Origin of the sequence: Micrococcus sp. HSID17227 (genome assembly GCF_003989405.1) — a bacterium.
Lineage (GTDB): Bacteria > Actinomycetota > Actinomycetes > Actinomycetales > Micrococcaceae > Micrococcus > Micrococcus luteus.
Map to the genome: position 1 here is coordinate 1 of NZ_RBLN01000015.1, position 21,413 is coordinate 21,413.

General features: G+C 69.2%; 25 protein-coding genes. 16 read left to right on the top strand and 9 right to left on the bottom strand.

Going from position 1 to position 21,413, the window contains the following annotated elements; translation table 11 throughout:
• The 6 genes from D8M29_RS01960 to D8M29_RS01985 form a co-directional block, all read right to left on the bottom strand.
• On the bottom strand, positions 1-1,377 hold a 1,377-nt coding region (locus D8M29_RS01960), incomplete at its 3' end, for a hypothetical protein (protein WP_148111510.1).
• The gene (locus D8M29_RS01965) at positions 1,374-3,929 is read right to left on the bottom strand and encodes an ATP-binding protein (RefSeq protein ID WP_127434999.1); all 2,556 of its coding nucleotides are present in this window, start codon (positions 3,927-3,929) and stop codon (positions 1,374-1,376) included. The genes D8M29_RS01960 and D8M29_RS01965, both read right to left, overlap by 4 nt.
• Entirely contained in the window at positions 3,926-4,441 is a 516-nt protein-coding gene (locus D8M29_RS01970; RefSeq protein WP_069941632.1) for a hypothetical protein, read from the bottom strand. Before D8M29_RS01970 ends, D8M29_RS01965 begins: the two co-directional genes overlap by 4 nt.
• Before the next feature lie 17 nt (positions 4,442-4,458).
• Entirely contained in the window at positions 4,459-4,728 is a 270-nt protein-coding gene (locus D8M29_RS01975) for a hypothetical protein (protein WP_031943874.1), read from the bottom strand.
• Between the two features lie 26 nt (positions 4,729-4,754).
• Positions 4,755-5,849 (bottom strand): conjugal transfer protein, encoded by a 1,095-nt coding sequence (locus D8M29_RS01980; RefSeq protein WP_127434998.1) that lies wholly within the window; start codon positions 5,847-5,849, stop codon positions 4,755-4,757.
• Entirely contained in the window at positions 5,846-6,073 is a 228-nt protein-coding gene (locus D8M29_RS01985) for a hypothetical protein (RefSeq protein WP_069941630.1), read from the bottom strand. The genes D8M29_RS01980 and D8M29_RS01985 overlap by 4 nt, the downstream gene beginning before the upstream one ends.
• Before the next feature lie 262 nt (positions 6,074-6,335).
• On the opposite strand from D8M29_RS01985, the gene D8M29_RS01990 reads away from it, so the two are divergent.
• Together D8M29_RS01990 and D8M29_RS01995 are read left to right on the top strand one after the other, a co-directional pair.
• Positions 6,336-7,142, top strand: a complete 807-nt coding sequence (locus tag D8M29_RS01990; RefSeq protein ID WP_069941629.1) for a hypothetical protein — start codon at positions 6,336-6,338, stop codon at positions 7,140-7,142.
• Between the two features lie 398 nt (positions 7,143-7,540).
• Positions 7,541-8,446, top strand: coding sequence for a replication protein RepA (locus D8M29_RS01995; RefSeq protein ID WP_069941628.1), 906 nt, complete (start codon positions 7,541-7,543; stop codon positions 8,444-8,446).
• An 18-nt stretch (positions 8,447-8,464) separates the two neighbouring features.
• Here D8M29_RS01995 and D8M29_RS02000 read toward each other — a convergent pair whose 3' ends face one another.
• The 3 genes from D8M29_RS02000 to D8M29_RS02010 all read right to left on the bottom strand — a co-directional run bounded on the left by D8M29_RS02000 (position 8,465) and on the right by D8M29_RS02010 (position 10,497).
• Complete coding sequence (locus D8M29_RS02000; RefSeq protein ID WP_069941627.1) at positions 8,465-9,091, bottom strand: hypothetical protein; 627 nt, start codon at positions 9,089-9,091, stop codon at positions 8,465-8,467.
• Between the two features lies 1 nt (position 9,092).
• On the bottom strand, positions 9,093-10,016 hold the full coding sequence (locus tag D8M29_RS02005; protein WP_061873039.1) for a ParA family protein: 924 nt from the start codon (positions 10,014-10,016) through the stop codon (positions 9,093-9,095).
• Positions 10,017-10,200: 184 nt separating this feature from the next.
• On the bottom strand, positions 10,201-10,497 hold the full coding sequence (locus D8M29_RS02010) for a helix-turn-helix transcriptional regulator (RefSeq protein ID WP_069941626.1): 297 nt from the start codon (positions 10,495-10,497) through the stop codon (positions 10,201-10,203).
• 144 nt (positions 10,498-10,641) lie between these two features.
• Between D8M29_RS02010 and D8M29_RS02015 the strand changes: the two genes are divergently transcribed.
• The 14 genes from D8M29_RS02015 to D8M29_RS02075 form a co-directional block, all read left to right on the top strand.
• Positions 10,642-11,346, top strand: a complete 705-nt coding sequence (locus tag D8M29_RS02015) for an SAF domain-containing protein (RefSeq protein ID WP_077272438.1) — start codon at positions 10,642-10,644, stop codon at positions 11,344-11,346.
• A complete protein-coding gene (locus D8M29_RS02020; RefSeq protein ID WP_031943866.1) occupies positions 11,343-12,167 on the top strand; it encodes a hypothetical protein in 825 nt (274 codons plus the stop codon). Before D8M29_RS02015 ends, D8M29_RS02020 begins: the two co-directional genes overlap by 4 nt.
• Entirely contained in the window at positions 12,164-13,747 is a 1,584-nt protein-coding gene (locus D8M29_RS02025) for a CpaF family protein (protein WP_081339252.1), read from the top strand. The genes D8M29_RS02020 and D8M29_RS02025 overlap by 4 nt, the downstream gene beginning before the upstream one ends.
• Positions 13,744-14,610 (top strand): type II secretion system F family protein, encoded by an 867-nt coding sequence (locus tag D8M29_RS02030; protein WP_069941623.1) that lies wholly within the window; start codon positions 13,744-13,746, stop codon positions 14,608-14,610. Before D8M29_RS02025 ends, D8M29_RS02030 begins: the two co-directional genes overlap by 4 nt.
• Positions 14,607-15,479: a hypothetical protein gene (locus tag D8M29_RS02035; protein WP_031943863.1), complete on the top strand. Its 873-nt coding sequence runs from the start codon at positions 14,607-14,609 to the stop codon at positions 15,477-15,479. Before D8M29_RS02030 ends, D8M29_RS02035 begins: the two co-directional genes overlap by 4 nt.
• Positions 15,480-15,578: 99 nt before the next feature.
• The gene (locus tag D8M29_RS02040; protein WP_069941622.1) at positions 15,579-15,761 is read left to right on the top strand and encodes a hypothetical protein; all 183 of its coding nucleotides are present in this window, start codon (positions 15,579-15,581) and stop codon (positions 15,759-15,761) included.
• A 44-nt stretch (positions 15,762-15,805) separates the two neighbouring features.
• Positions 15,806-16,216, top strand: a complete 411-nt coding sequence (locus D8M29_RS02045) for a hypothetical protein (protein ID WP_031943861.1) — start codon at positions 15,806-15,808, stop codon at positions 16,214-16,216.
• Positions 16,213-16,662 carry a TadE/TadG family type IV pilus assembly protein gene (locus D8M29_RS02050; protein WP_031943860.1) on the top strand — a complete coding sequence of 150 codons (450 nt, stop codon included), beginning with the start codon at positions 16,213-16,215 and terminating at the stop codon, positions 16,660-16,662. Before D8M29_RS02045 ends, D8M29_RS02050 begins: the two co-directional genes overlap by 4 nt.
• Positions 16,663-16,664: 2 nt before the next feature.
• Positions 16,665-17,081, top strand: a complete 417-nt coding sequence (locus tag D8M29_RS02055; protein WP_049159529.1) for a hypothetical protein — start codon at positions 16,665-16,667, stop codon at positions 17,079-17,081.
• A 15-nt stretch (positions 17,082-17,096) separates the two neighbouring features.
• On the top strand, positions 17,097-17,798 hold the full coding sequence (locus tag D8M29_RS02060) for a hypothetical protein (RefSeq protein WP_119218009.1): 702 nt from the start codon (positions 17,097-17,099) through the stop codon (positions 17,796-17,798).
• Entirely contained in the window at positions 17,792-18,730 is a 939-nt protein-coding gene (locus D8M29_RS02065; RefSeq protein ID WP_069941620.1) for a hypothetical protein, read from the top strand. Before D8M29_RS02060 ends, D8M29_RS02065 begins: the two co-directional genes overlap by 7 nt.
• 163 nt (positions 18,731-18,893) lie before the next feature.
• Entirely contained in the window at positions 18,894-19,061 is a 168-nt protein-coding gene (locus tag D8M29_RS13490) for a hypothetical protein (RefSeq protein WP_031943856.1), read from the top strand.
• Positions 19,062-19,459: 398 nt separating this feature from the next.
• Positions 19,460-20,512 (top strand): hypothetical protein, encoded by a 1,053-nt coding sequence (locus D8M29_RS02070; protein WP_069941619.1) that lies wholly within the window; start codon positions 19,460-19,462, stop codon positions 20,510-20,512.
• 94 nt (positions 20,513-20,606) lie between these two features.
• A partial coding sequence (locus tag D8M29_RS02075; RefSeq protein ID WP_127445780.1) for a LysM peptidoglycan-binding domain-containing protein occupies positions 20,607-21,413 on the top strand: 807 nt, incomplete at its 3' end.

Sequence of the window (21,413 nt, forward strand, 5' to 3'; positions counted from 1 at the left end):
TCCGAACTTGTAGCCGCCCAGGGCCGTGCCGGCCATGCCCACCAGCGACTTCATCGGCACGCTGGACTTCTTCTCCTGGCCGGCGCCCAAGCGCGAGAGCCAGCGGGCGGTCTGGTCGCCCTTCTTCATGATCCCGTGACGCACGCGCAGCACCAGCCAGATCAGCGCGATCAGCATGAGCACCAGCAACAGCATCTGGAGGGTCACACCGAGGGCTGCGGTGGCCAGCAACATGTTGGCCACCAGGCGCAGGGACACGGCCACGAGCACGATCGCGGCCACGATGACCACGCCGCAGGCGATCACGCCGACGAACGCGCCGAAGAACTCCTTGCGGGAGGTACCCGGCACGATCGAGATCATCACGGCCAGCACCTGGTAGACCCCGTAGAACAGGGCGGTGAGCACGGCCAGGAACAGCACCACCGCCATGGTGGCCACGAGCACGGCGAAGGCTGCCGAGCCCAGGTTGGTCATGAGCATGGGGGCGACCTTGATGAAGGAGGTCGACTCGGACCAGCTCTTGGCCGACTCGCTGCACCCCTTGACCGGGTCCATCACGGACTTGGACTTCACGTCCATGGGGTCCGCGGCCTTCATCGTCTCGGTGAAGGTGCTGGCGCAGCCGCCCTCGAGCAACTGGCCGAAGGCGACGGCCTGGGAGGGGCCGCGCAGCATCGCGTCCGTCAGGTCGGCCATCACGGACTGGCCCAGGGCCGAGGAGGCGTCCGCGCCGCCGTCCATCGCGCCCTTGCCGCCGGTGGCCTCCACGGCGATCTGCGCCGCGGTCTGCTGGGAGGTCTGGAGGACGCCGTCCGGGCCGGTGATGTAGGCGACCGGGTTCAGCGCGATGTTCGTGGCGACCACGACCATCATCACGGAGACGAACATCTCCCCCCAGGCCGCGCCGCGCTTGCGCATGAAGAACAGCAGGCCGATGGTCGTGCCGGAGATCATTGCCGCCAGCGGGATCCAGTGGATCTGCGCGACCAGCTGCCCGAAGTTCTGGCCGAGGACCTCCATCGGGCCGGAGAACCAGGAGACCCACTGGAAGCTGAGCAGGGTGTGCAGCAGCCACATGCACGTGGTCACGCACATGTAGTGCAGGCCCCAGAAGAGGTCGAGCACGGAGACCAGCGCGTCGCGGGCGGGGTTGATGTCAATGCCGCCGGCGCCGTGGTCCAGGGGCAGTGCCTCGTACTTGGAGATGGGCACACCGGAGGAGTCGGTGATCTGCTGGGACCACTCCTCCAGGCCCATCACCCCCGACTGCGCCGGGGTTGCCGGGGCCGCAGAGGCGGCCGGGGCGGCCCAGAGCATGGTCAGCAGCACGGCGGCGCTGACGCCAGCTCGTCGCATCCATCCGCGTGCGCTCATGCGTGCACCAGCTCCTTGGTGGTCTCGGTGGAGGCTCCGCGCTTGGGCGGGGAGCTCATCACGGCCTTGAAGCGGGCCGGCGAGAGCGGAGGAAGCACCTTGATCTTGGCGACGTTTCCGTAGGCGTCACGCATCAGCGCCTCACCGCGGCGCTCGGGGGCCACCTCCTCGTTGTCGTCCAGGGGGGAGAGCCCGGAGGTGACCAGCTCGACCCACTCGTCCTGCCCCATGTCGGCCATCCAGTCGAGGTTGCGCTGGGCCATCTTGGAGTCGCGGGAACGGCAGACGATGCGCACGGGGATCAGCGCCTGGAGCTGCTGGGATCCGAAGTCCGTTGACGCGTCATGCGAGCCCAACGCCACGGCGGCCTTGTGCTTGCGGCCGTAGCGGACCACGTTGGACAGCTCCAGCTCGGTCTCCGGGGAGCCGGTGGCGTGGTGGGCCTCGTCGACGATCATCAGCGACTCGATGGAGTCGTCGGCGTAGAGCACGACGCGGCTGATGGCCACGATCAGGGCATAGAGGGCGCGGCCGATGACCTTCTCCACCGGCAGCTCCGCCTTCAGCGCGGCGGACTCCAGCTCGTGGCGTCGGGGCAGCTCCACGCCGCGGGTGCAGAAGGTGAGGAAGCGCGAGGACAGGTCCAGGGTTGGCAGGGACTCGTCGAAGAGCAGGGGCCCGAACTCGGTGGACTGCACGTTCTGGAGGCCGAACGCGATCGCGCGGGTCTGTTCCGGCTCCTCCCCCGCCAAGCCCTGGCCGGAGAGCAGGTGGGCTACCAGGGACCCCATGGAGGTGATCTGATGCTCCTCCGCGTAGTCGGGGTGCAGCAGCTGGCCGAGCAGCCGGCCCTCGGCGGAGTTCGAGCCGAAGCCCAGCAGCACGGAGACCAGGGAGCGGGTCACGCGCGCGGCGACCTTGCCCGGGAACAGGCGCAGGGGGTCGATCGACCAGCGGGTGTCGCCGAGCTCGACGACGGTGGGCTGGGAGCCTTCGCGCTCGGTGAGCAGTCGACCCAGGGCCGCCCACTCGGTGTTGTCGGAGCGGTCGATGGCCACGATCTGGCCTCCGCGGTCGAAGACGTTGCCGGCCACGATCTTCAGCAGGGTGGACTTGCCGGAGCCGTTCTCGCCGGTGACGGCGAACGAGCCGGACATGTCGGCCTCCATGAGGCCGCCGATGTTCATGAACACCGGGCTGCGGCGCGAGGAGGAGATGTTCGTGCCCAGCCGGAATCCGGCGCGGGTGCCCAGCGCGTCGGTCACCAGGGGCACGCCGAAGGCCAGGTGCCGGCCGGTGACCAGCAGCTCGAGCTTCTTCACCACGGAGGAGGCCGGCGTGCCTGGCAGGCACGCCCACCACAGCGACTCCTGGTAGCCCAGGGGCGTGATCACCTTGAAGTCGCGCGCCGAGTAGGCCGCCTGGATCATCTGGGCCTGGTCCTGGGCCTGTTCGGGGGTCTCGGCGCCGACGATGAACATCACCGCGACGTCGACGGAGACCTCGGCCTCTGAGGAGTTCAGTGCGGCGTGGTAGGCCTTGAGGTCCTCGGCGATCGCGTCCAGGCGGGTGGATCCGCCGGTGATCGCGTGGGAGTCGCCCTCCTGCTGGTTGTACTCCTCGTTGAGCTTCTCCTCGGCACGCTTGTTCCGGGCGGCGGCGCGCTTGGCCGGCAGCACGTTCATGCGCATGATCCAGTCCGCGTTGACGCTGAGGGAGTCGATGTAGGAGACGTACTCGTCGTCGGGGAAGGTGAAGCCCTCGCGGGGGCCGGCGGTCAGGGCCATCACCACCTGGTACGAGGCCTGTCCTGCGGTGGTCTCGGAGGCGATCTTCACGTACCGGCGGCCGAAGGGGTTCAGCCGTTCCTTGGCGCTGACGTCGGACTGGCCGCCCTCGTCCACGAGCGGCTCGGGAATGCTCGCCCCGGAGGTGAACGCCTGCACGTCCTCTCCGCCAGCGGGCGCGGTGGGATCCGATCCCAGGCCCCGGCTCTGGGAGTGCGCGTAGATCCAGGCGACCTCGGCCGGAGAGGAGGGGACAGCCTTGAAGGCGGCGGGGATGGCCCGGCCGATGTGCTCGGCCGTGCGCCCCAGAGCCTGGATCTCCGCCTCCGTGGGTCGCCAGGTGGGCAGGGCCAGCTGCTCGCGCAGCTTGCCGTCGACGGAGCGGATCAGGGTCTGGAGGCGGTCGGTGATCGACTTGGACGGCAGCGGCACGGCCAGCCAGTAGGCTCGCTCACCCACGGGGATCGTCTCGAGCTCGTCCAAAGAGAGCTCGACCTCCTCGAGGTAGTTAGGGCACTGCTCCAGGTCGACACCGTCGAGCATGCGCTCGACGACGACGGCGGGGTCGAGCTCGGCGCACAGGCCCATGAGCATGGCCTCACCGCGCAGGCCCTGGAAGAGGGCCTGGTGGGCGAGCATGGCCCGCTCCTTGTGCTCGCCCTTACCGAAGCCGTAGGGCAGCCCGTGCACGCGCCACATCGCCCACACCGTGCCCGTGGAGGTCCACATGAGGTTCTCGCGCAGGTACAGGAGGGAGTTCTTCATCGCTGGGTGTCCTTGTTCTCGGTCGTGCTCTGCTGGAGGAGGCGTGCCACGGAGGAGGTGCCCATCGGCCGGTACGTCGGCGCGGGCTCGCCCTGCGGTTCGTCGGTGGCCATCGCGCGGGCGGGAGCGGTGGGACTGGAAGGCTTCTCGGGCATCCCTGCGGGAGCCTTCTTGGGGGCGAACGTCTCGCCGCGGTAATGCCCGTGGGGCGGCTTGGACCAGGCCAGGAAGGCTCCGGTGATGACCAGGCCCAGCTCGTGGAGGTTGTCCGGGGCGAAGCGCAGCAGCCAGGTGACCGCCAAGCCAGCGGCCAGGGCGCCGGCGAAGTCGAGCAGGTCGAAGCCGGTGGACCAGGACCCCCGGACGGCCCACAGCAGCGCCACCGTGATCGCCCCGCCCACGCCCTGCACGAGCGTGTAGGGGCCCCCGGGCACGCGGGTGCCGTCGGGCAGCCGGTAGAGCGTGGTGGGGATGCGGCGGATGCTGCTGTAGAACCGTCCGGTCTCGGTCATGGCTTACTCCTGGCCGATCACTTGATGGTCGTGCCGGCGGAGTCCGCGGCCCACTGGACGCCGGCCACGCCGCCCCAGATGAACAGGCCGCCGGCCAGAGCGGAGAGCAGGATCGCCGGCAGGGTCCACTTGCCGCGGGCCGAGCCGATCAGGAAGATCACCACGCCCAGGAAGATGATCAGCGCGTTGAGCACGACCTGGGCCTGGGAGATCAGGTTGTTGATCGAGGTGAAGAAGTTGGCGCCGAGCGTGAGGGAAGAGTGGAGGTACGGGGTGAAGACGTTCACGAGGTCTCCCTTTCAGAGATGAGGGGTCAGTGGGTCGGGGTGGACTGAGGGGCTGAGGTGTCGATCAGGGGGGCCGGGTCGAGAGAGGTCACCTCCCATCGGCCGTCGCGGAAGGTCACGGTGACCGGCACCGTCACGCCCATACGCGAGTTGCGCTCATCGGGCAGCTCTGCCTCCGCCTGGATCAGGGCGCGCACCGGGGCGCCAAGCTGGACGGAGTCCAGGGCCTGATCGGTGCGGATCTCCTGGATGAACAGGCGGGTGTAGGGGGCGGGGTCGATGGCGGCGAGCTTGTAGCCGGGAGCCAGGAAGCGGGAGACATCCGAGCGGCCGGCACCGTAGGCCTGGAGGAAGCCGTCGAGCATCTTCCCCAGGTCGGTGTCCGGGCCGACCCGATGGGAGTAGTTCAGGGTGACGGGGTCTCCATGAGCCGGCCCCGGCACCGGGGTGGGGTAGCCGATGACCTGCAACTGGCCGGGGGCCTGCTCGTGAACGGCCACTTGGTAGTACCGCAGCGTGTAGGGGACCGGCTTGGTGGTGGCCGCGGCCGCCGGAGACGGACTGGCCGCGGACGGGGACGGCGACGGCGAGGCAGAGGACGTCGGCGAGGCGGTCGCCTGCTCCAGCAGGGACAGGCTCTTGGTCGCCTCCGCTCCCTGCGGAGCGCTCGGCGCCCCGGAGCGCTGCTCCACGTGGGCGGCGACGGTCACGGAGGTGATGCTCGGGTCCTGGCCGCGCTGGACGCCGGCCACGGCGACGTCGCGCACGCCCAGCGGCTCCACGGGCAGCTGGGGGATCTTCGTGCCACCGATGTAAGGCTCCAGCAGGCTCTGGTCATCGCGGGTGGCACGCAGCCACGCCGAAACGTAGGACGTCGCCACGCCCTCGGCTGTGGACGTGTCGGGCACCTCCACCGTCGGCGCCGGCTGGGAGGCCGTCGAAGCGGCCAGCACCACGGCCAGGCCGGACAGGCCCAGGCACAGCAACATCGCCCCGTAGAACCCGTAGAGCAGGACCCGGGAGGCCAGGCTGTTCACCTTGGACTTGGCCGGCGTCGGGCTGTTCTGCTCCGGCGCCTCCGCGGCGGGCTCGGTCTTCTTCTTGCGAGAGAGCAGTTTCACCGATCCTGCCCTCCCATCCGCCGGGCGATGAGGGTGGCCTCGCGCAGCTGGTCGGAGTCCAGGAGGCGACGCATCTCCTCCTGGCTGGCCGGGTCGAACGGCCGCGCACACAGGTCCGCCAGACCCGCCTCCAGGACGGTCTCGGCCTCCCGCATGGTCTGGGCCTCACGCACGAAGCTGGCCAGCTGCTCATCGGTCACGATCTCGGGGGTCTGCTCGGACATCTCGGGGGCTCCTTGGACGGGCGATCTCTCACCGGACTAAAGGCCACCCGCGGGATCCGATGTCCCTCCCGTGCGGGAACTTTTTCTCCTCCCCTCCCCCACATCCGCATGATTCCGCCGATCTCCTGCGGTCCAGGTTCTGGAAATCCAGACGATCGGCAGATCCAGATCCAGATCCAGATTCGTTTCCCGACCTGCTCGTTTGGCTGGTCAGTGACCCGTCCGGGACGCCCGGACACCACTGATGGAGGGACCGAGTCCGATGAGCACCACCACCTACGCCCCGACCGTGATCGACCGCCTGAACGCCGAGTGGGCCGTGCGCTACGCCGAGACCTCCCACCCCTGGCCTCACGGCGCTCAGACCGGCATCGAGCTCGTCCAGACGGTGGCCCGCAGCACCGTGGAGGTCCGTGAGCAGATCATGCGCGGCCTGCTCGAGCAGGCCGCGGTCGGCGACGAGGACTGCGCCCGCGCCGTCCTCCAGCTGATGCTGCCTCGCTTCACCCTGATCGCCGGCCGTCACACCCGCATGCGCATGGCCGCCATGCACGGAGACCACTCCGCCCGCGAGGAGGTCTCCGCCGCCGTCATCGCCGCAGCGTGGAAGTGGATCCGCAGGCCCTCCCTGCACCGGGCCGGCTCGTGCATCGGCAACCTCGCCATGGACGTGCTCAAGGACTCCCTGCTCGAGCGCAAGCTCTACGACGGCCAGTCCGACGTCCAGGCCCTGCCCTCCTGGCTGCCGCAGCTGGCCGAGGAGCCGGCCGACGATGAGGCCGCCGACAACGGCCGTGCCACCCGGGACCTGTGCGCCCTGATCGCCTGGGCTCGAGACAACGCCGTCTTCTCCAGCCGCGATGCCGCGGTCTTCCTGCGCTACCAGCTGGCCGACGAGGCCGAGCGCGCAGCCCTGAGCGACGAGTACGGCTACAGCGGCCGCGGCCTGTGCAAGCGCATCAACGTCCTGCGCACTCGCCTGACCCAGGCCGTGAAGGACTACGCCCTGGAGCGCAGCGAGCTGGCTCCCGACTACGCGGCCCTCATGGAGCAGGCCCCGGCCGCCTGAACCCCAGACCGCGACCACCTCACCGAACGGCTATCCACGGATGCACAGCGAAACCGCCCCCCACTACAGGAGGAATACATGTGGTTTTACTACATGGGGACCTTCCAAAATCGTTGCAATCATGCCGATTCTGACGGGGTGGCTGTCACAAGATGCACACACTGGCCGTCACAAGATGCACGTGGATAACCTCCGGCCCGACCGGCACACCGTCACAAGATGCACACACGCGATCGGCTTGATCCCGCCGATTTCGCCCCCAATCTGCGTCCACTCCGCCGACTATGAGCCCCCGTCACAAGATGCACGTGGATAACTCCCCGGCGACCGCAGTTCTCCACACCCGCTCCGTCCCCTCCACGCCCACCCGTCATCGGGTCCGAAAGGTCACCTCAGCCATGAACCACACGCCGGACATCACCTCCATCGACGCGGCCACGCGCCCGGCCCTCTCGCCCAGGCGCCTGCGGCTGCTCGAGCTCAGCGAGGAGATCGAGCAGAACCCCGGCGAGGTCGCCTTCTCCACCCGCATCTGGGCCCAGCTGAGCCTGCCCTACCGCGACCCCGGAGCCACGGTCCCCCACTGGAGCCGACGCAACGGAGACACCACCCTGACGCTCTCCCCCGGCCCGGCTGGCTTCCCCTTCGGCGTCCTGGCCCGCTCCCTGCTCACCTGGATGTCCACCGAGGCCGTGCGCACCCGCTCCCGCCACCTGGACCCCGGCCCCTCCCTGCGCGCGTTCCTCTCCAGCGTCGGCACCTACCCCTCCGGGGCGAATCAGCGCCGTGTGATGGACCAGCTCCACCGGCTCAGCACGACCTCGATCATCATCGAGACCAGCAGCGAGACGCCCGGCCGGCGCACCCTCAGCGGCCAGAACATGCACGTGGCCCACCGCTACGAGCTCACGTACCAGCGTGGGGCCGACCACGCGCGCATCGAGCTCAGCGAGCCCTACTTCGAGGAGGTCATGCGCTCCCCCGTCCCGGTCCTCTCCTCCGCCCTGGCAGCCCTGGGCGGCTCCCCCATGCGCATGGACCTCTACGTCTGGCTCTCCTACAGGATGTCCACGCTCCAGCGCACCACCACCGTCTCCTGGCGCCAGCTGGAGACCCAGTTCGGCGCCCAGTACGCTCAGCCGCGCCAGTTCAAGGCCGCCTTCTTGAAGAACCTCGAGCCCGTGAAGCTGATCTACCCCCAGGCGAAGGTGGCCGTGGTGGACTCCGGCCTGCGCCTGCACCCCTCCGCCACCCACGTCCCGCAGGCAGCCCACCAGCGCCCCCGGCACCTGCGCGTGGGCTGATACACCACGCAGGGGGGCTCAGCTCTTCGGCAGCCAGGCGTCGTACACCGAGGCGACCATGGCGCTCCGGGAGGGGGCGCCTAGACGGGCCACCTGCTCATCCAGCCAACCCCGCTGCTCCTGATCCAGGCGCAGCTGCACCTGCACGCCCCCCTGGCCGCGCGCGGCACCTCGGCGCCCACGCGGCATCCCCCCGTCCGCACGCGGCTTGTGCCCGCAGGCCGCCAAGAGCTGATCGTCGCTGAGCTCGTCGAACGCGTCGATCAGCAGGTCCGTGTAGGTCCGATGCCGCTTGGCGGCCGCGGTCCGCAACCGATCCAGGACCGGGACGGGGAGGTAGACGGCCGTGTTGCGCACGACCAGCTCTTCCTCTTCGGGGACGTCCACACGGTCCAGCTCGACCACCTGCGCGCCTTCCTGCGGGACCGAGCGCCTCACGTCTGGCATCAGTTCCGGTGCGGTCTCCCGCGTGGCGACAGGCACCGTTTCCGGTGTGGTGTCCTGCGTGGATTCCGGTGTGACATCTGGTGTGGTTTCTGGCATGGCGTATGGCACAGAGTCGACCTTCTCCGTCGGCTTCTTCTTGCCCCGGCCACGCGCGTTGAACACAGCGCCGAGTCCGTCTGCTCGATTGGGGGTCTCCATCTCAGGCATCCTCCTCCTCGTCCTGGCCCAGGGCGCTCAGGCGTCCCAGAATCTCCTGGGCCAGTGCGGCGTAGTCCCCTGCCAGGCCATCCATGGTCGACGCATGGAAGGTCGAGGCTTCACCGGCCTTGATGCGCGCGAAGCGCTCTCGGTGAGCGCGGGCCACATCGCTCTCGAGCTCGTGCACCAGACGTCCGCTCTTGCGCAGGTCCTGGGCGGCGCCGGCGGCGTGCCGAATACGGGCGGTGAAGACGGCCTCGTCGAAGGCCAGCCCCTGGAGCATCTGCTCGAGCGCCTGGCGGGCCTCTCGCTCGATCTTCACGGCGCGCGCCTCCACGTCGAACAGCGCCAGGCCCAACAGCTGCACGTCGGGGTTCGTGGTCTCGTGAACGGCCTGGAAGCGCTCGGCCGTCACAGCGACGCCGTCGAGGGAGCGCAGATCCGTCTTGGAGACGATGACCACGCCCTCGGCGACACTGAAGGCGGCCTCGACCAGGGCGCGGTCTCCCGGGGGCGTGTCGATGACGACCAGGTCCCACTCCTCCATGACCTGGCTCAGGCTCCGGTGCAGAAGAGCCCCGAGGGGCGGGGCGTCGTAGCCGCGTGCCACCAGCAGGCTGATGATGTCGGCCAAACGAGGGCCGCCGCGAACGACGCCCAGGCCTGGGCGCATGGGATCCGTGGAGATCGGCAGCGGCGCCCCATCTTCGAGGGCTCGACGCAGCTCGATTCCGTCCGACTTCTCTAGACCGAGGTCGGGGGAGAGGTTGCCCTGGGGATCCAGGTCGATGGTGAGGGTGCGGATGCCGGCGGCCGCGGCCAGACCGGAGAGGTTGGCGACCAGCGACGTCTTGCCGGTACCGCCCTTGCCGTTGGCGACCGCCAGGACGCCTGGGATGGCGTATGAGCGCGCAGGGGTGGACATGAGGACCTCCTAGGTTCCCTGTGATCTGACTCCTTCAGCCTACTGCATCTCTCGGGAAATACCGAGAGATTTCCCGAAGTGTTATGGCATGCAACTGGTGTAGCGGACGGTTGGGGACTGGCCCGCATACGGCGGTGTTATGGCATGAACGGCACTCCTAATGTGGTGCCGGTATGGCATGAGGTCACCGCTCGACGATCGCGCCCAGGGCCTCGATCATCGCGCTGTAGGCCTCCCGGTTGAGGCGGTAGGTCAGGCGTCGGCCCCGGCGCGCTTCGGAGGTGTCGCTGGAGGTCAGCAGGCCGGCCTCCTCGAGGGTGCGCAGGTTCAGGGAGAGGGTTGCGCGGGGGATGTCCAGGGACGTGGCGAGGTCGTGGGCGCCGAGGCCGGGGGAGCGGGCGATCAACACGAGGATGCGCATGCGCAGCGTGGAGTTGAACGCGACGACGGCCGTGTCGAGGGGGGATGCGGGGGCGCTCATGCAGAAATGTCTACCGTACAGAGGGACATGAGGGGGCGGTCCGGGCTTTATGTCTGGTGAAGGACCAAGCAACCTGCCATTACGGCTGGCAGGTTTGATACGCTCCCCGTGCAGTCCCCTCAGTAGCGAGAAAGGCAGGCCAAGGTGGCTCTGAGAAAGCGGTCGCCCAAGGTGACCCCCACCGAGAACCCGCGCGTCAGCGAGGCCGGCTCCAGCGCGGCGGCTCCCGTGGGCCGTCCTGCGCCGACGCCGGTGGCCAAGCGCCGCGTGGGCGGTGTGGCTGTCGCCGTCGCCCTGGCTGCCCTGGGCGGCCTCGGCGCGTTCGTGGGGACCCAGGCCAACGAGGCCAAGCCCTACCTGGTGGTGAACGCTCCCGTGGAGCGAGGGCAGAAGATCGAGTCCTCCATGCTCTCGTCCGTGCGCGTGGCTGGCGACCCCAGCGTGCTGGTCCCCGCGACCGAGGCCCAGCAGATCCAGGGGCAGGTGGCCACGACCGACCTCCAGCCGGGCAGCACCATCACGCGCACGTCCACGGCAACGTCCTTGGGTGTGGAGGACGGCGAATCGCTGGTGGGCCTGGCTCTGGAGGTCGGGCGCCTGCCTGCCCGGGAAATGGCCGCAGGAGATCACGTCCAGGTCCTCTTCACCCCGGGCAACCAGAACACCAAGGCCGGTGACGAGAACCAGAATCACGACCCCGTCGCGGCCGTGATCGAGGCCAGCCACCATGACCAGAACAGCGGGAAGACCACCGTGGATCTGCGCGTGAAGCAGGCCGACGCCCAGAAGGTCGCCACCTGGGGTGCCGCCGGCACCGCCAGCGTGATCATGCAGGGAGCGCAGAAGTGAGCATCCTGACCCTTGCGGCCTTCGGCGTCAGCCCGGGGGTGAGCACCACGGCCGTGGCCATGACGTTGCAGTGGCCGCGCCCTGTGCTGCTCGTGGAGGCCGACGTCAGCAAGCCCTCATCCGTGCTCGCCGGGTGGTTGCAGGGCAGCATGCCGGCCGACAGCGGCCTGATGGGCATCGCCCACAACTCCATGCGACAGGCCCTGACGGAGCAGGACATCTGGGACTACGCCGTCGACCTGGGAACGGGCCAGGACGCTGGCCAGCCTTCCCGCTGGCTCCTGCCCGCCATGTCCGAGCCGCTGGCCGCGCGATCCATGCGGGGCCTCTGGCCGGAGTTGATGATGGCTCTGCGCGCCGTCTCCGGCCAGGACATCGACGTGATCGTCGACGCTGGCCGCTCCGAGAACGCCCACGGCCGGGAGGCGCTCTGGCGCGACAGCGACCACCTGAGCGTCGTGGTGCGCAGCGACCTGGTCTCCGTGGCCGCGGCGCGTGCCTATCTGCCGGCCGTGCTGGAGGCCCGCGCCACCGCGGGGGCAGTGGACACGTCCTCCCTGCTCGTGGTCGAAGATCGAGCCCAGGAGTTCCCCTCCAAGGACATCTCCAAGGTGCTGGGCCTGCCGGTGCGTGGACGCCTTCCCCAGAGCCCGGAAGCCGGCGCTCACTTCGGCGGGGGCGCCCAGGCGACGTCCTGGAGGCTGCGTTCCTACACGCGGGCCATCGGTGCCGCCAACGCCTCCCTCGCGGACGCGCTGATGGCCCGCCGCCAGCTCATCGAGGCGGACATGCCCACCGAGACCGGAGGAGAGCAGCGATGAAGGATCAGACCCCCGACATGTCCCTGGACCTGCTCAACCTCCCGTTCCTGACCGAGAGCACCCCGGCCAAGCCGGCCCGGCCGTCCCTGATCCCCGCCTCCGCCGGCGCTCACCTGGCTCGCCCGCTGGGCACTACCCCGTCTCCCACCGATTCCGCTGAGCTGCCCGGTCTGTCCCGGCCGCTGACTGCTGTGCCCGAGCCGGCACCGCAGGCCGAGCAGAGCGCCCCGACCCGGCCGAGCAACACCACGGAGCTGACGGGCTTCTGGTCGATCGTCGACGTGCTGCGCGCCAAGGCCGTGGACTGGCACGCCGAGGAGACCGCCGACCGCATCGACCTGCCCGAGAGCGAGCTGCACGCCATGGGCTGGCGGCACATCGACCGCGCGATCATCGAGCAGATGCGTGAGAACGTGCAGACCGGCGGCCGCGACGCCGCATGGACTGCCGAAGAGCAGGCGGCACTGCGCCAGGCCACCTTCGATGCGATGTTCCGTCTGGGCCGATTCCAGGCACTCGTGGACGAGCCCGGGGTGGAGAACATCCACATGATCGGTTCCGACCACGTCTGGGTGGAGAAGACCGGCGGCAGCATGGAGCGCCGCCCGCCCGTCTTCGAGACCGATGAGCAGATGATGGCCGAGCTCCAGTTCCTCGCCGCGAACGCGGGGGAGGAGTCCCGCCCCTTCTCTGCGGCCCACCCCGACCTGGACATGGACCTGATGGGCTCGGTCCGTCTGGCCGCCACCGCCCGCCCGGTCTCCACGCGGCCCACCGCCGTATTCCGCATCCATCGGCTGGTGAACATCACCCTGGAGCAGCTGGTCGACAACGGCACCCTGAGCCCCCTGGCCGCCGAGTTCCTCACGGCGCTCGTGCAGGCCGGCAAGACGATCGTCATCAGCGGCTTCGGCGGCGACGGCAAGACGACCCTGATGCGCGCCCTGGCGGAGAAGATCGGCCCGCTGGAGCAGATCGTGACCATCGAGAAGGAGCGCGAGCTGCACCTGGACCGGCTCGACTCTCGCCTGGTCCCGCCGATCGAGCTTCAGGCTCGCCCCGGATCGGGCGAGCGCGCCGCCGACGGCAGCACCATCGGCGAGTACACGTTGACCATGGCCATGGAGAAGGCCCTGCGTCTGAACTCCGCACGCATCCTGGTCGGCGAGGTCCGCGGTTCGGAGATCGGCGCGATGATCTCCGCGATGCAGACCGGCGCGGGAACTTACTGCACCGTCCACGCCTACTCCGGCGAGGAGGCCGTGCGCCGTCTGGTCGGCCTGGGCATGAACGAGTTCTCCGAGACCTACATGGCTCGCCAGCTGGGCTACCACATCGACGTCGTCGTGCAGATGCGCAAGGTGCCTCAGCCCGATGGTTCGGTGAAGCGCAAGATCATCTCGATCTCCGAGGTGCTGCCCGGCGACACCGACAAGGGCATTTCGGTGGCCGACCTGTTCCGCATGGGTCCCGGCGACGAGAACGCCGTGCCCGTGGCCCCTCCCGTGGACAACCGCCTGCGCAACGATCTCGAGCGCACCGGCTTCGACCTGCTGCGCCTGGCCGGAGGTGCCCGATGAGCTCGCTCCTGCTCCCTCTGAGCTTTGCCCTGGGCATCCTCGGCCTGGGCATGGCTGCCGTGAACTGGCTCTGGCCCGCCCCTCCCAAGGCCCCTGCACCCGATCCGCGCTGGCTCACCGCCCTCAAGGAACTCGGCCGCCGCATGGACCGCAACACGTGGATCATGGTGGGCATCGCCGCCGCCGCGGGCTTCTTCATTGCGCTGTTCACCGGCCTGCTCGTCTACCTCGTCGCCCTGCCCGGCGCCGTCATCCTCCTGCGCTTGGCCTTCGGCTCCGGCGGGGGATCGGCCCAGATCGAGAAGCTGGCGCAGATGGAGATGTGGACGCGCTCGCTCTCCGGCCTGATCGTCGCAGGAACCTCCCTGGAGACCGCACTGGCCGCTTCCATGCCCAACGCCGGCGACCTGATCCGGGACGAGATCGCCACGATGAATGCCCGCATCAAGGCCGGCTGGCCTACCGCAGACGCCCTCAAGCGCCTGGGCCTGGAATGGGGAGACCAGACCGGCGACCTGGTCGTCATGCAGCTGATCCTGGCCGCCAATCAGCGCGGCCAGGGCCTGGCGAACTCCCTGGACGACCTCTCCACCTCCGTGGAGGAAGAGGTCTCCAAGCGCCGGGCCATCTACGCCGACCGCGCCGGCGCCCGCCGTGAGGCCCGCATCGTGATCACCATCGTGGTGATTTCCCTGTGCCTGGTCCCCGGAATGGGCGGGCCCATGGCCGCCTACCAGACCCCGCTGGGCCAGGCGCTCTACCTCGTCTTGGCTCTGGTCACCGCAGGGCTCATCATCTGGATGACCCGCGTGGTAGCCCCGCCGCCGCAGGTCCGCCTGCTGACCGCTAGGAGCTCGTCATGATGATGATCATCATCGCCGGCATGCTGTTCGGCCTGGCCGCGACCGCGCTGATCTGGCCCCTGCTGCCCCAGCGTCCGCGCCTGCGCGCGGCGGCCTTCGACGGCACCGTGACCAGCACCTCCGGAGGCGGCGCGCTCTCTTGGCAGGAGCGGGCCTCGCAGTGGACGATGCGCACGCTGCCGCCGGCCCTGGTCAACGGCCTCACCGACGCCGACCTGGACATCCTGGGCACCACCCGCAGCCGCCACACCTGGGCCAAGATCTACGGCGCCACACTCGTGTTCGTGGTCTGCCTCGCCCTGAGCGTGGCCGCACAGGTGCTCTACTCCCTGCCGCTGTGGCTGTCCCTGCTGATCAGCCTGCTCGTCGCCGCCGTCGCCTGGCTGGCACCTGACTCGGCCGCCCGCAAGCGAGCGACCAAGGCACGCACTGACTTCGCACGCGCGGTCGCGGTATTCGTCGAGCTGCTGGCCTCTGAGCGCGGCCGCAACGCCCAGCCCACGGTGGCTCTGGAAAACGCAGCCGCCATCGGCGACACCTGGGCTTTCCAGCGGATCCGTCAGGAACTGGTCCGGGCTCGCTTCACCAAGGTCCAGCCCTGGACCGCCCTGGAGACCCTGGCCACGCAGCTCCACGTCCCCGAGCTCACCGATGCCGCCCGCATCATGCGCCTGAGCGGAGACAATGGGGCCAGCGTCTACGAGCCTTTGCGCGCGCTGGGTCGCAACATGCGCGTGCGGATGCTCAACGCCGAGGCAGCCCGTGAGAATGAGGCTTCCGGCCGCATGAAGAACATCATCATGTTCATCGCGTTGATGTTCACGCTAATCGTCCTCACCCCTCTGATGCTGACGCTGATGAGCGCGTGAGACGCGCGAGCTCCTCCCAGAGATCGTGATCTCCCATCCACCCACCCACCCGCATCGGGACCGTCCCGAGGCCATCTCCACCACACGAGGGGACTCACCATGAACAAGCTGATGCAGCAGTACCTGATCCTCCGCGCCTGGATCCAGGACAAGCACAAGGACGAGACCGGCGCCGAGACCATCGAGATCATCCTCGGCGTGCTCGCCGCCGTCGTGCTGGCCGCCCTGGTCTGGGCCGGCATCAACACCTTCGCCACCAACAAGGTCGGCGAGCTGGGCTGACTAGACCAGCCAGGGACGGAACACCACGAGCAGGGGGGGTCACCATGAACATCACGGCACCGCTTCGAGCGCACCTCGAGGCCCATGCACGCAACGAGACGGGTTCCTCGAACATCGCCTCGCTGCTGATCGTGCCGGTGGCCCTCCTGCTCGTGTTCCTCGTCCCCCAGGCCGGCGCCTACTACCAGGCCTCGACCGTGGCCCAGTCCGCGGCCAACGCGGCCTACGCAACTTCCCGAGTCATGGGCGGCTCGAGCGCCGAGGGCCAGGCGGCCGCCCAGCAGGTCATCTCCCAGCACTCCGGCACCCTCCAGGGCGCCTCCGTGAACATCAGCACCACCGGGGAGCGGATGACCGTCACCGTCACCGGCACCGCGCCGGCCTACACCGGGCAGTGGATCAGCCCGTCCGTCTCCCGGTCCGTGACCGGGCCCGTCGAGAGGGTGGTCAAGTGAACCTCCGCGACACGTCCCTGGCCTGGCTGCGTGATGAGCGCGGCGAGTCCGGCGTCGGGCTGCTCATCGTGGCTCCGGCCATCGGGCTGCTCATCGCCATCGCCGTCATGGGCGGCCGCATCGGAGCAGCACAGACCTCCATCGAGTCGGCGGCCGGCGTCGCCGCCCGCGAGGCCACCCTGGCCCGCAACCCCGGCCAGGCCGAGTCCAATGCGCGCCAGTCCGCCCGCATGACCCTGGACCAGACCGACTTCACATGCGGCTCCCAGAACATCACGCTGGACACCTCCGCCCTGCGCAACGCCCCCGGCATCCCCGGGTCCGTCTCCGCCACCATCACCTGCACGGTGCCGCTCTCCGACCTAGCCATCCCCGGCACTCCCGGGTCCTGGACCATCACCGCCGACGCCACGTCCCCCGTGGACACCTATCGAGAGAGGGGCTGAGCATGATCGCCCGCTTCCGCGCCTGGCTCGGCCGCGAGCACGGAGAGTCCTCCCTGCTGGTCCTGATGCTCGTCCCCATCATCGTGCTCGTCGGCTTCGGCATCGGCATCGACTGGAACGGCAAGGTGCGCGCCTCCGAGGAGGCCGTCACCATCGCCCACCAGGCCGCCCGCGCCGGCGCCAACGCTGGCACCACGGCCGGAGCCGCCCGCGGCGAGGACATCACCCTGGACAGAGCGGCCGCCGCGCGCGCCGCCCAGGGGATGATCGCCGAAGCCGGAGCCACCGGCACCGTCAACGTCACCCCCACCAAGGTCACTGTGGACGTCGACGTCCCCTACACCCCACGCTTCATCCCCACCGGCGTCCTGACCGGCCACGGCCAGGGCACCGCCCAGATCCACTCGAACACCCGCTGACCGCAAGGAGACACCATGAGCCGCGTCACCAAGACCACCGCATGCACCGGAGCCGTCCTGGCTCTGGCGCTCACGCTCACCGGCTGCAACGGCGGCGGCCAGCCGAGCGGCGATTCCACGTCCGCGAGCGCCTCGCAGTCCTCGCTGGAGCCGATCCAGGACGTGCCGTCGTCCGCAAGCGAGGCATCTTCGTCAGCTGGGAGTGCAAGCTCTAGCAGCAAGGCTTCGACGTTCGCTGCGGTGACGTCCGACCGGCCGACGAATGATGAGATGGCGAAGGAGCACGGCTTCAAGGCTTTGCAGTTGTACTACGCCATCAACGACCACTTCTTGAAGCAGAACTCTGTGGATGGGGAGCTGCTGGGTCTCGCGGCTCGGGACCCCTACCTCAGTCAGGACCTCGAGCAGCTGAAGGCCATCGAGTCATCCGGTGAGACTTACACGGGAAAGTCTCGAGTCGAACTGCTGGAAGCGATCATCGGGGGGACTAGCAACGTGGAGGGCAAGCAGGTCCCTCACTCCAACGCCCAGCTGCTGGTGTGTGAGGACAACACCTCCGTTTCCGTGAAGGACAAGAATGGCAAGCCTGTCTCTTCTGGATCGGCGCTGCGCTATCAGACCACGTACATCGTGACCTGGCAGGACGACGACAGCTCCTGGAAGGTTGCTACTCGAGACGTGATGCGAGACGAGAAGGGGAATCCGAAGTCATGCTGATGCAGATGCGACCAGTCACCTGTCTGGGCAGTGCTCTGCTGGCGGCGGTGGCCATGATGATGGCGGCGGTCGTTGCCCCTCCCGTAGCCAGTGCCGCCGGCGACGCCGAGTGCCGATTCGGCGCTTGCACGGTGCGGGGGGAGAAGCCGGGAAGCCCTGGTGGCGGCGATCTGACGCAACCCGTCGTGGGGCCCGGGGAGAGCGAACCAACGTCGAACTACTGCCAGGCGGGCTGGACGCACGAACGTGGGGATTGCGACCAGAACATCGACCCGGCCAAGAACTGCATGTGGCGCCTCATGGAGAACCAGCCGCCGCCTCCTGACGGCAAGGACCCGTCTCGCGGCGCGTGGGAGGAATGCGTGCCCGAGTGGCAAAGCGCAACCGACGTCTTCAGGAACTACCCCCAGCGCTGGTGGGAGCGGCCGTCCGCGGCAGGAGCGGCGGATGCGGAACAGGCGGCACGTGAGCTCGTGACGCAGATGCAGCTCGAGGGGATCGAGATCGGCATGGTGCCGTACTCCGTGCAGGAGGACGGCACCGGAGCGGTCGGCCTGCCCGCGTGGATGTGGGTGGAGAACACGGAAAATCCGCGGGCGTGGGGGCCGTACACGGTCAGCAAGGACATGAACGGGGTTGCGGTGCAGGCCACGGCGCGGCCGGTGCGCGTTACCTGGGATATGGGCGACGGTACGCAGGTGATCTGCGACGGGCCGGGCACGCCGTATGAGGACCGCTTCGGCAAGGAGGAGTCCCCGGACTGCGGGCACACGTACATGAAGATGTCGAACCCGACCTACACGGTCACGGCGATCACGGCGTGGTCTGTGGAGTGGACGGCCCAGGACCAGTCCGGGGTAATCGAGACCGTGACGCGCTCGTCGCAGGACGTGCGAATCGGGGAGTTCCACGCCCTGAACGTCCGGCCGTGAGCAATCGCCGGGGCAGACCTTTGGTCTGCCCCGGCGTGTTGTTTCCAGACACGGACTCGGACGAATCGGATTGGGATACTCTGTGACCATGCGCACGCCCTCGTCGAACCCTCGCCCCACCAGGCGCACTGGCGGTCGCCCGTCCAAGGGAGACCGCTTCAGCGTGACCACCAAGCTCCCCCGGTCCTACGAGCAGAAACTGCACGCCCGCGTGGACTACCGGGGCGAGACCGTCACCGACTACGTCGCATCCCTGATCCTGGCCGACCTCGACGCCAACGAGGTCCCCGAGTCGAACGGACAGGAGGCCTTCGACGTGAAGATCGCCTGAGCATGCAAGAAGGCGGCCCCGCGCCAACGGAACCGCCTTCTTGCGACTAGCACCCCGCCAAGGGTGCCGGTCTGAAGATTTCAGTTGTTCGAGAGCTGCTTCTCACTCGCCAGTGAAGCTCTCGATCTCGGGTGGATCCCCGCCAAGGGATCCGGCTCTGTCCCTCCCTGGAAGGAGGTACGTCGCTCTTGTCGTGCCCAAGTCTACCCAAAATCCCTCTCCGCGACACGTCCCCCCTCCCGTCGGCCGTGTCCTCGGCGCCGTGCCTGGGGGAGTCCACCCTCGCCCGACTGCTGCGCCATCGCCAGAAACCAGCCCGGCCCGTGCGGGGTCGGATCACGAATCCGTGTCGTCAGAACTGGCGCCGGCCCTCGCGTGCCCGGGAGGGCGACATCGACGTGATCTTGGCCGCGGTGCCCGCCGGCTCCCGGCGTCTGGAGCACCTGGGCGACGCCGTTCCCGCCCTGCGGGCACTACCTGCCTGGCAGGACCTCTCCCGGATCCGTCGGCGGCTGATGGAATCTCTGGTGGGTGCGCTGGCGGCCTGCGCGGACTGGTCGAAGATGATCTCCCGTCCCGGGCACAAGCGCCTGGCGAAGATGATCGGCCGGAGCGCCTCGACGGTGACCGCGGCCATCGCCTGGCTGATGCGACACGGGGTGATCGGACGCGTCGCCGCCGGACGCTCTGCCGCCTACGCGACCCCGGACGAGCGTGGCAAGCGGATCAACGAGGCGGCGGTCTACGTGCTGTGCTGCACCGCCCACCTGGACGTGGAGAAGATCCTCGCCAGGCACCGTGCCGACGCCGCGGCCGAAGCACGGGAGCGTGCAGGTCAGCGTCGGATCCGTGGGGCTGTGGAGAAAAACTGGCACCCTTCCTCGCTAGAGGATTCACTTACTAGAACTCGTAGAGGAACCACGCACGCGCGCGACCGCGGACTCGTCGAGCTCTGGCCCTGCAACCGCGCAGTGGCCACCCGTCGTCAGCAGCTGGCCGCCGCCCGCACCGTCCAGGATCGCGCTCTGGGTCTGCGCGTGCTCTCGGCCCGGGACGTCCGCTCGCTGATCCGTCCCTTCCTCGAGGCCGGCTGGACCCCGGCCGACCTTCTCCACGCCCTGGACCACACCCCCCAGGGCGCGCACCGGCTCCACAGCCTGGACGCCGGCCAGGACACCGCTCGAGCTCGCGGCTACCTGCGGTGGCGCCTGGAGCACTGGAAGGACCCCGGCGGGCTCGTGCTCGCCTCAGCCTCTGCCCGAGCTCGTGAGCGGGCGGAGGCGGCGCGCGAGGCGATGCACCGGGATCGCCAGGCGGATGCGCGAGCGCGCGCGGCGGCCGCGGGAGTGGAGTCTCCGGCTCGAATCGCGGCCCTGGCGGCCATGCGGATGCTGTTCCGGCAAGGTGGCGCGGAGCGTGACAGCCTTGAGGCGGCCCACCTCACCGCCTAAACTGACCTCAGATCAACTTAGAAGGGACATCGGGGGACCGCCCCAGCCTTCTACCCCGTGAAGACCTCTACCCACGCGAGCGGAGACACGCCCCATGCGCACCCTTAAAGGCCTTGCGGCCCTGCTGGCCCTGACCGCCCTGGTGGTCGGCATCCCCGCCGCCCTGATCCTGCTGGTCGGCAACCCCATCCCCAGCACTGCCGAGCTCCAGCAGGCCCTGACCGGCATCGACTTCGGCGGCACGTTCCTGATGGGCACCGTGCTGCCCCTGATCGCGTGGGGCTTCTGGGCCTCCTTCGTCTACTCGCTCGTGGTCGAGGTGATCAGCCTCATCCGCCGCGTCGAGACCCCCAACCTGGGCGGAGCGCTGCGCCCGCAGCAGGCCCTGGCCGGCGCGCTGATCGCCGCCGTGCTCGCTCTCGGCGGTGGCAGCCCCGCCCTCGCCCTGACCCCACAGGACACCGCCTCCGCTCCCGCCGCCGTCGCCATGGCCCAGGAGGGCCAGACCACCCAGGACACCCCGGCCGCCGCGGGGGAGCGGACCTACACCGTGCAGGAGGGAGACACGCTCTGGGGCATCGCCCGGGACGAGCTGGGCCAGGGCAGCCGGTGGGGCGAGCTCGCCGAGCAGATGCGCTCCACGCCCCAGGCCGACGGCCAGACCCTCACCGATCCCGACCTCATCATGACCGGCTGGACCGTGGAGCTGCCCGACGGCCCCACCGGCGCCGGCTCCACCTCCGCGACACCGTCCCCCTCCCAGCAGGCACCCGCCCCGGCGCAGACCGGCACGGACGCCCAGCCGGCCCCCGCACCGGCGGCGCCGAGCCAGCCCGCCGAACAGCCCGCCCCCGCTCCTGCGGCCCCCTCCGCATCGGCGTCGGCCGAACCCTCCGCCCCT

Bases quoted from the DNA above. Each gene is read 5' to 3' on its own strand.
- D8M29_RS01965 (WP_127434999.1), bottom strand. From the start codon at position 3,929: ATGAAGAACTCCCTCCTGTACCTGCGCGAGAACCTCATGTGGACCTCC.
- D8M29_RS01970 (WP_069941632.1), bottom strand. From the start codon at position 4,441: ATGACCGAGACCGGACGGTTCTACAGCAGCATCCGCCGCATCCCCACC.
- D8M29_RS01985 (WP_069941630.1), bottom strand. From the start codon at position 6,073: ATGTCCGAGCAGACCCCCGAGATCGTGACCGATGAGCAGCTGGCCAGC.
- D8M29_RS01990 (WP_069941629.1), top strand. From the start codon at position 6,336: ATGAGCACCACCACCTACGCCCCGACCGTGATCGACCGCCTGAACGCC.
- D8M29_RS01995 (WP_069941628.1), top strand. From the start codon at position 7,541: ATGAACCACACGCCGGACATCACCTCCATCGACGCGGCCACGCGCCCG.
- D8M29_RS02000 (WP_069941627.1), bottom strand. From the start codon at position 9,091: ATGGAGACCCCCAATCGAGCAGACGGACTCGGCGCTGTGTTCAACGCG.
- D8M29_RS02005 (WP_061873039.1), bottom strand. From the start codon at position 10,016: ATGTCCACCCCTGCGCGCTCATACGCCATCCCAGGCGTCCTGGCGGTC.
- D8M29_RS02010 (WP_069941626.1), bottom strand. From the start codon at position 10,497: ATGAGCGCCCCCGCATCCCCCCTCGACACGGCCGTCGTCGCGTTCAAC.
- D8M29_RS02025 (WP_081339252.1), top strand. From the start codon at position 12,164: ATGAAGGATCAGACCCCCGACATGTCCCTGGACCTGCTCAACCTCCCG.
- D8M29_RS02030 (WP_069941623.1), top strand. From the start codon at position 13,744: ATGAGCTCGCTCCTGCTCCCTCTGAGCTTTGCCCTGGGCATCCTCGGC.
- D8M29_RS02035 (WP_031943863.1), top strand. From the start codon at position 14,607: ATGATGATGATCATCATCGCCGGCATGCTGTTCGGCCTGGCCGCGACC.
- D8M29_RS02040 (WP_069941622.1), top strand. From the start codon at position 15,579: ATGAACAAGCTGATGCAGCAGTACCTGATCCTCCGCGCCTGGATCCAG.
- D8M29_RS02045 (WP_031943861.1), top strand. From the start codon at position 15,806: ATGAACATCACGGCACCGCTTCGAGCGCACCTCGAGGCCCATGCACGC.
- D8M29_RS02055 (WP_049159529.1), top strand. From the start codon at position 16,665: ATGATCGCCCGCTTCCGCGCCTGGCTCGGCCGCGAGCACGGAGAGTCC.
- D8M29_RS02060 (WP_119218009.1), top strand. From the start codon at position 17,097: ATGAGCCGCGTCACCAAGACCACCGCATGCACCGGAGCCGTCCTGGCT.
- D8M29_RS02065 (WP_069941620.1), top strand. From the start codon at position 17,792: ATGCTGATGCAGATGCGACCAGTCACCTGTCTGGGCAGTGCTCTGCTG.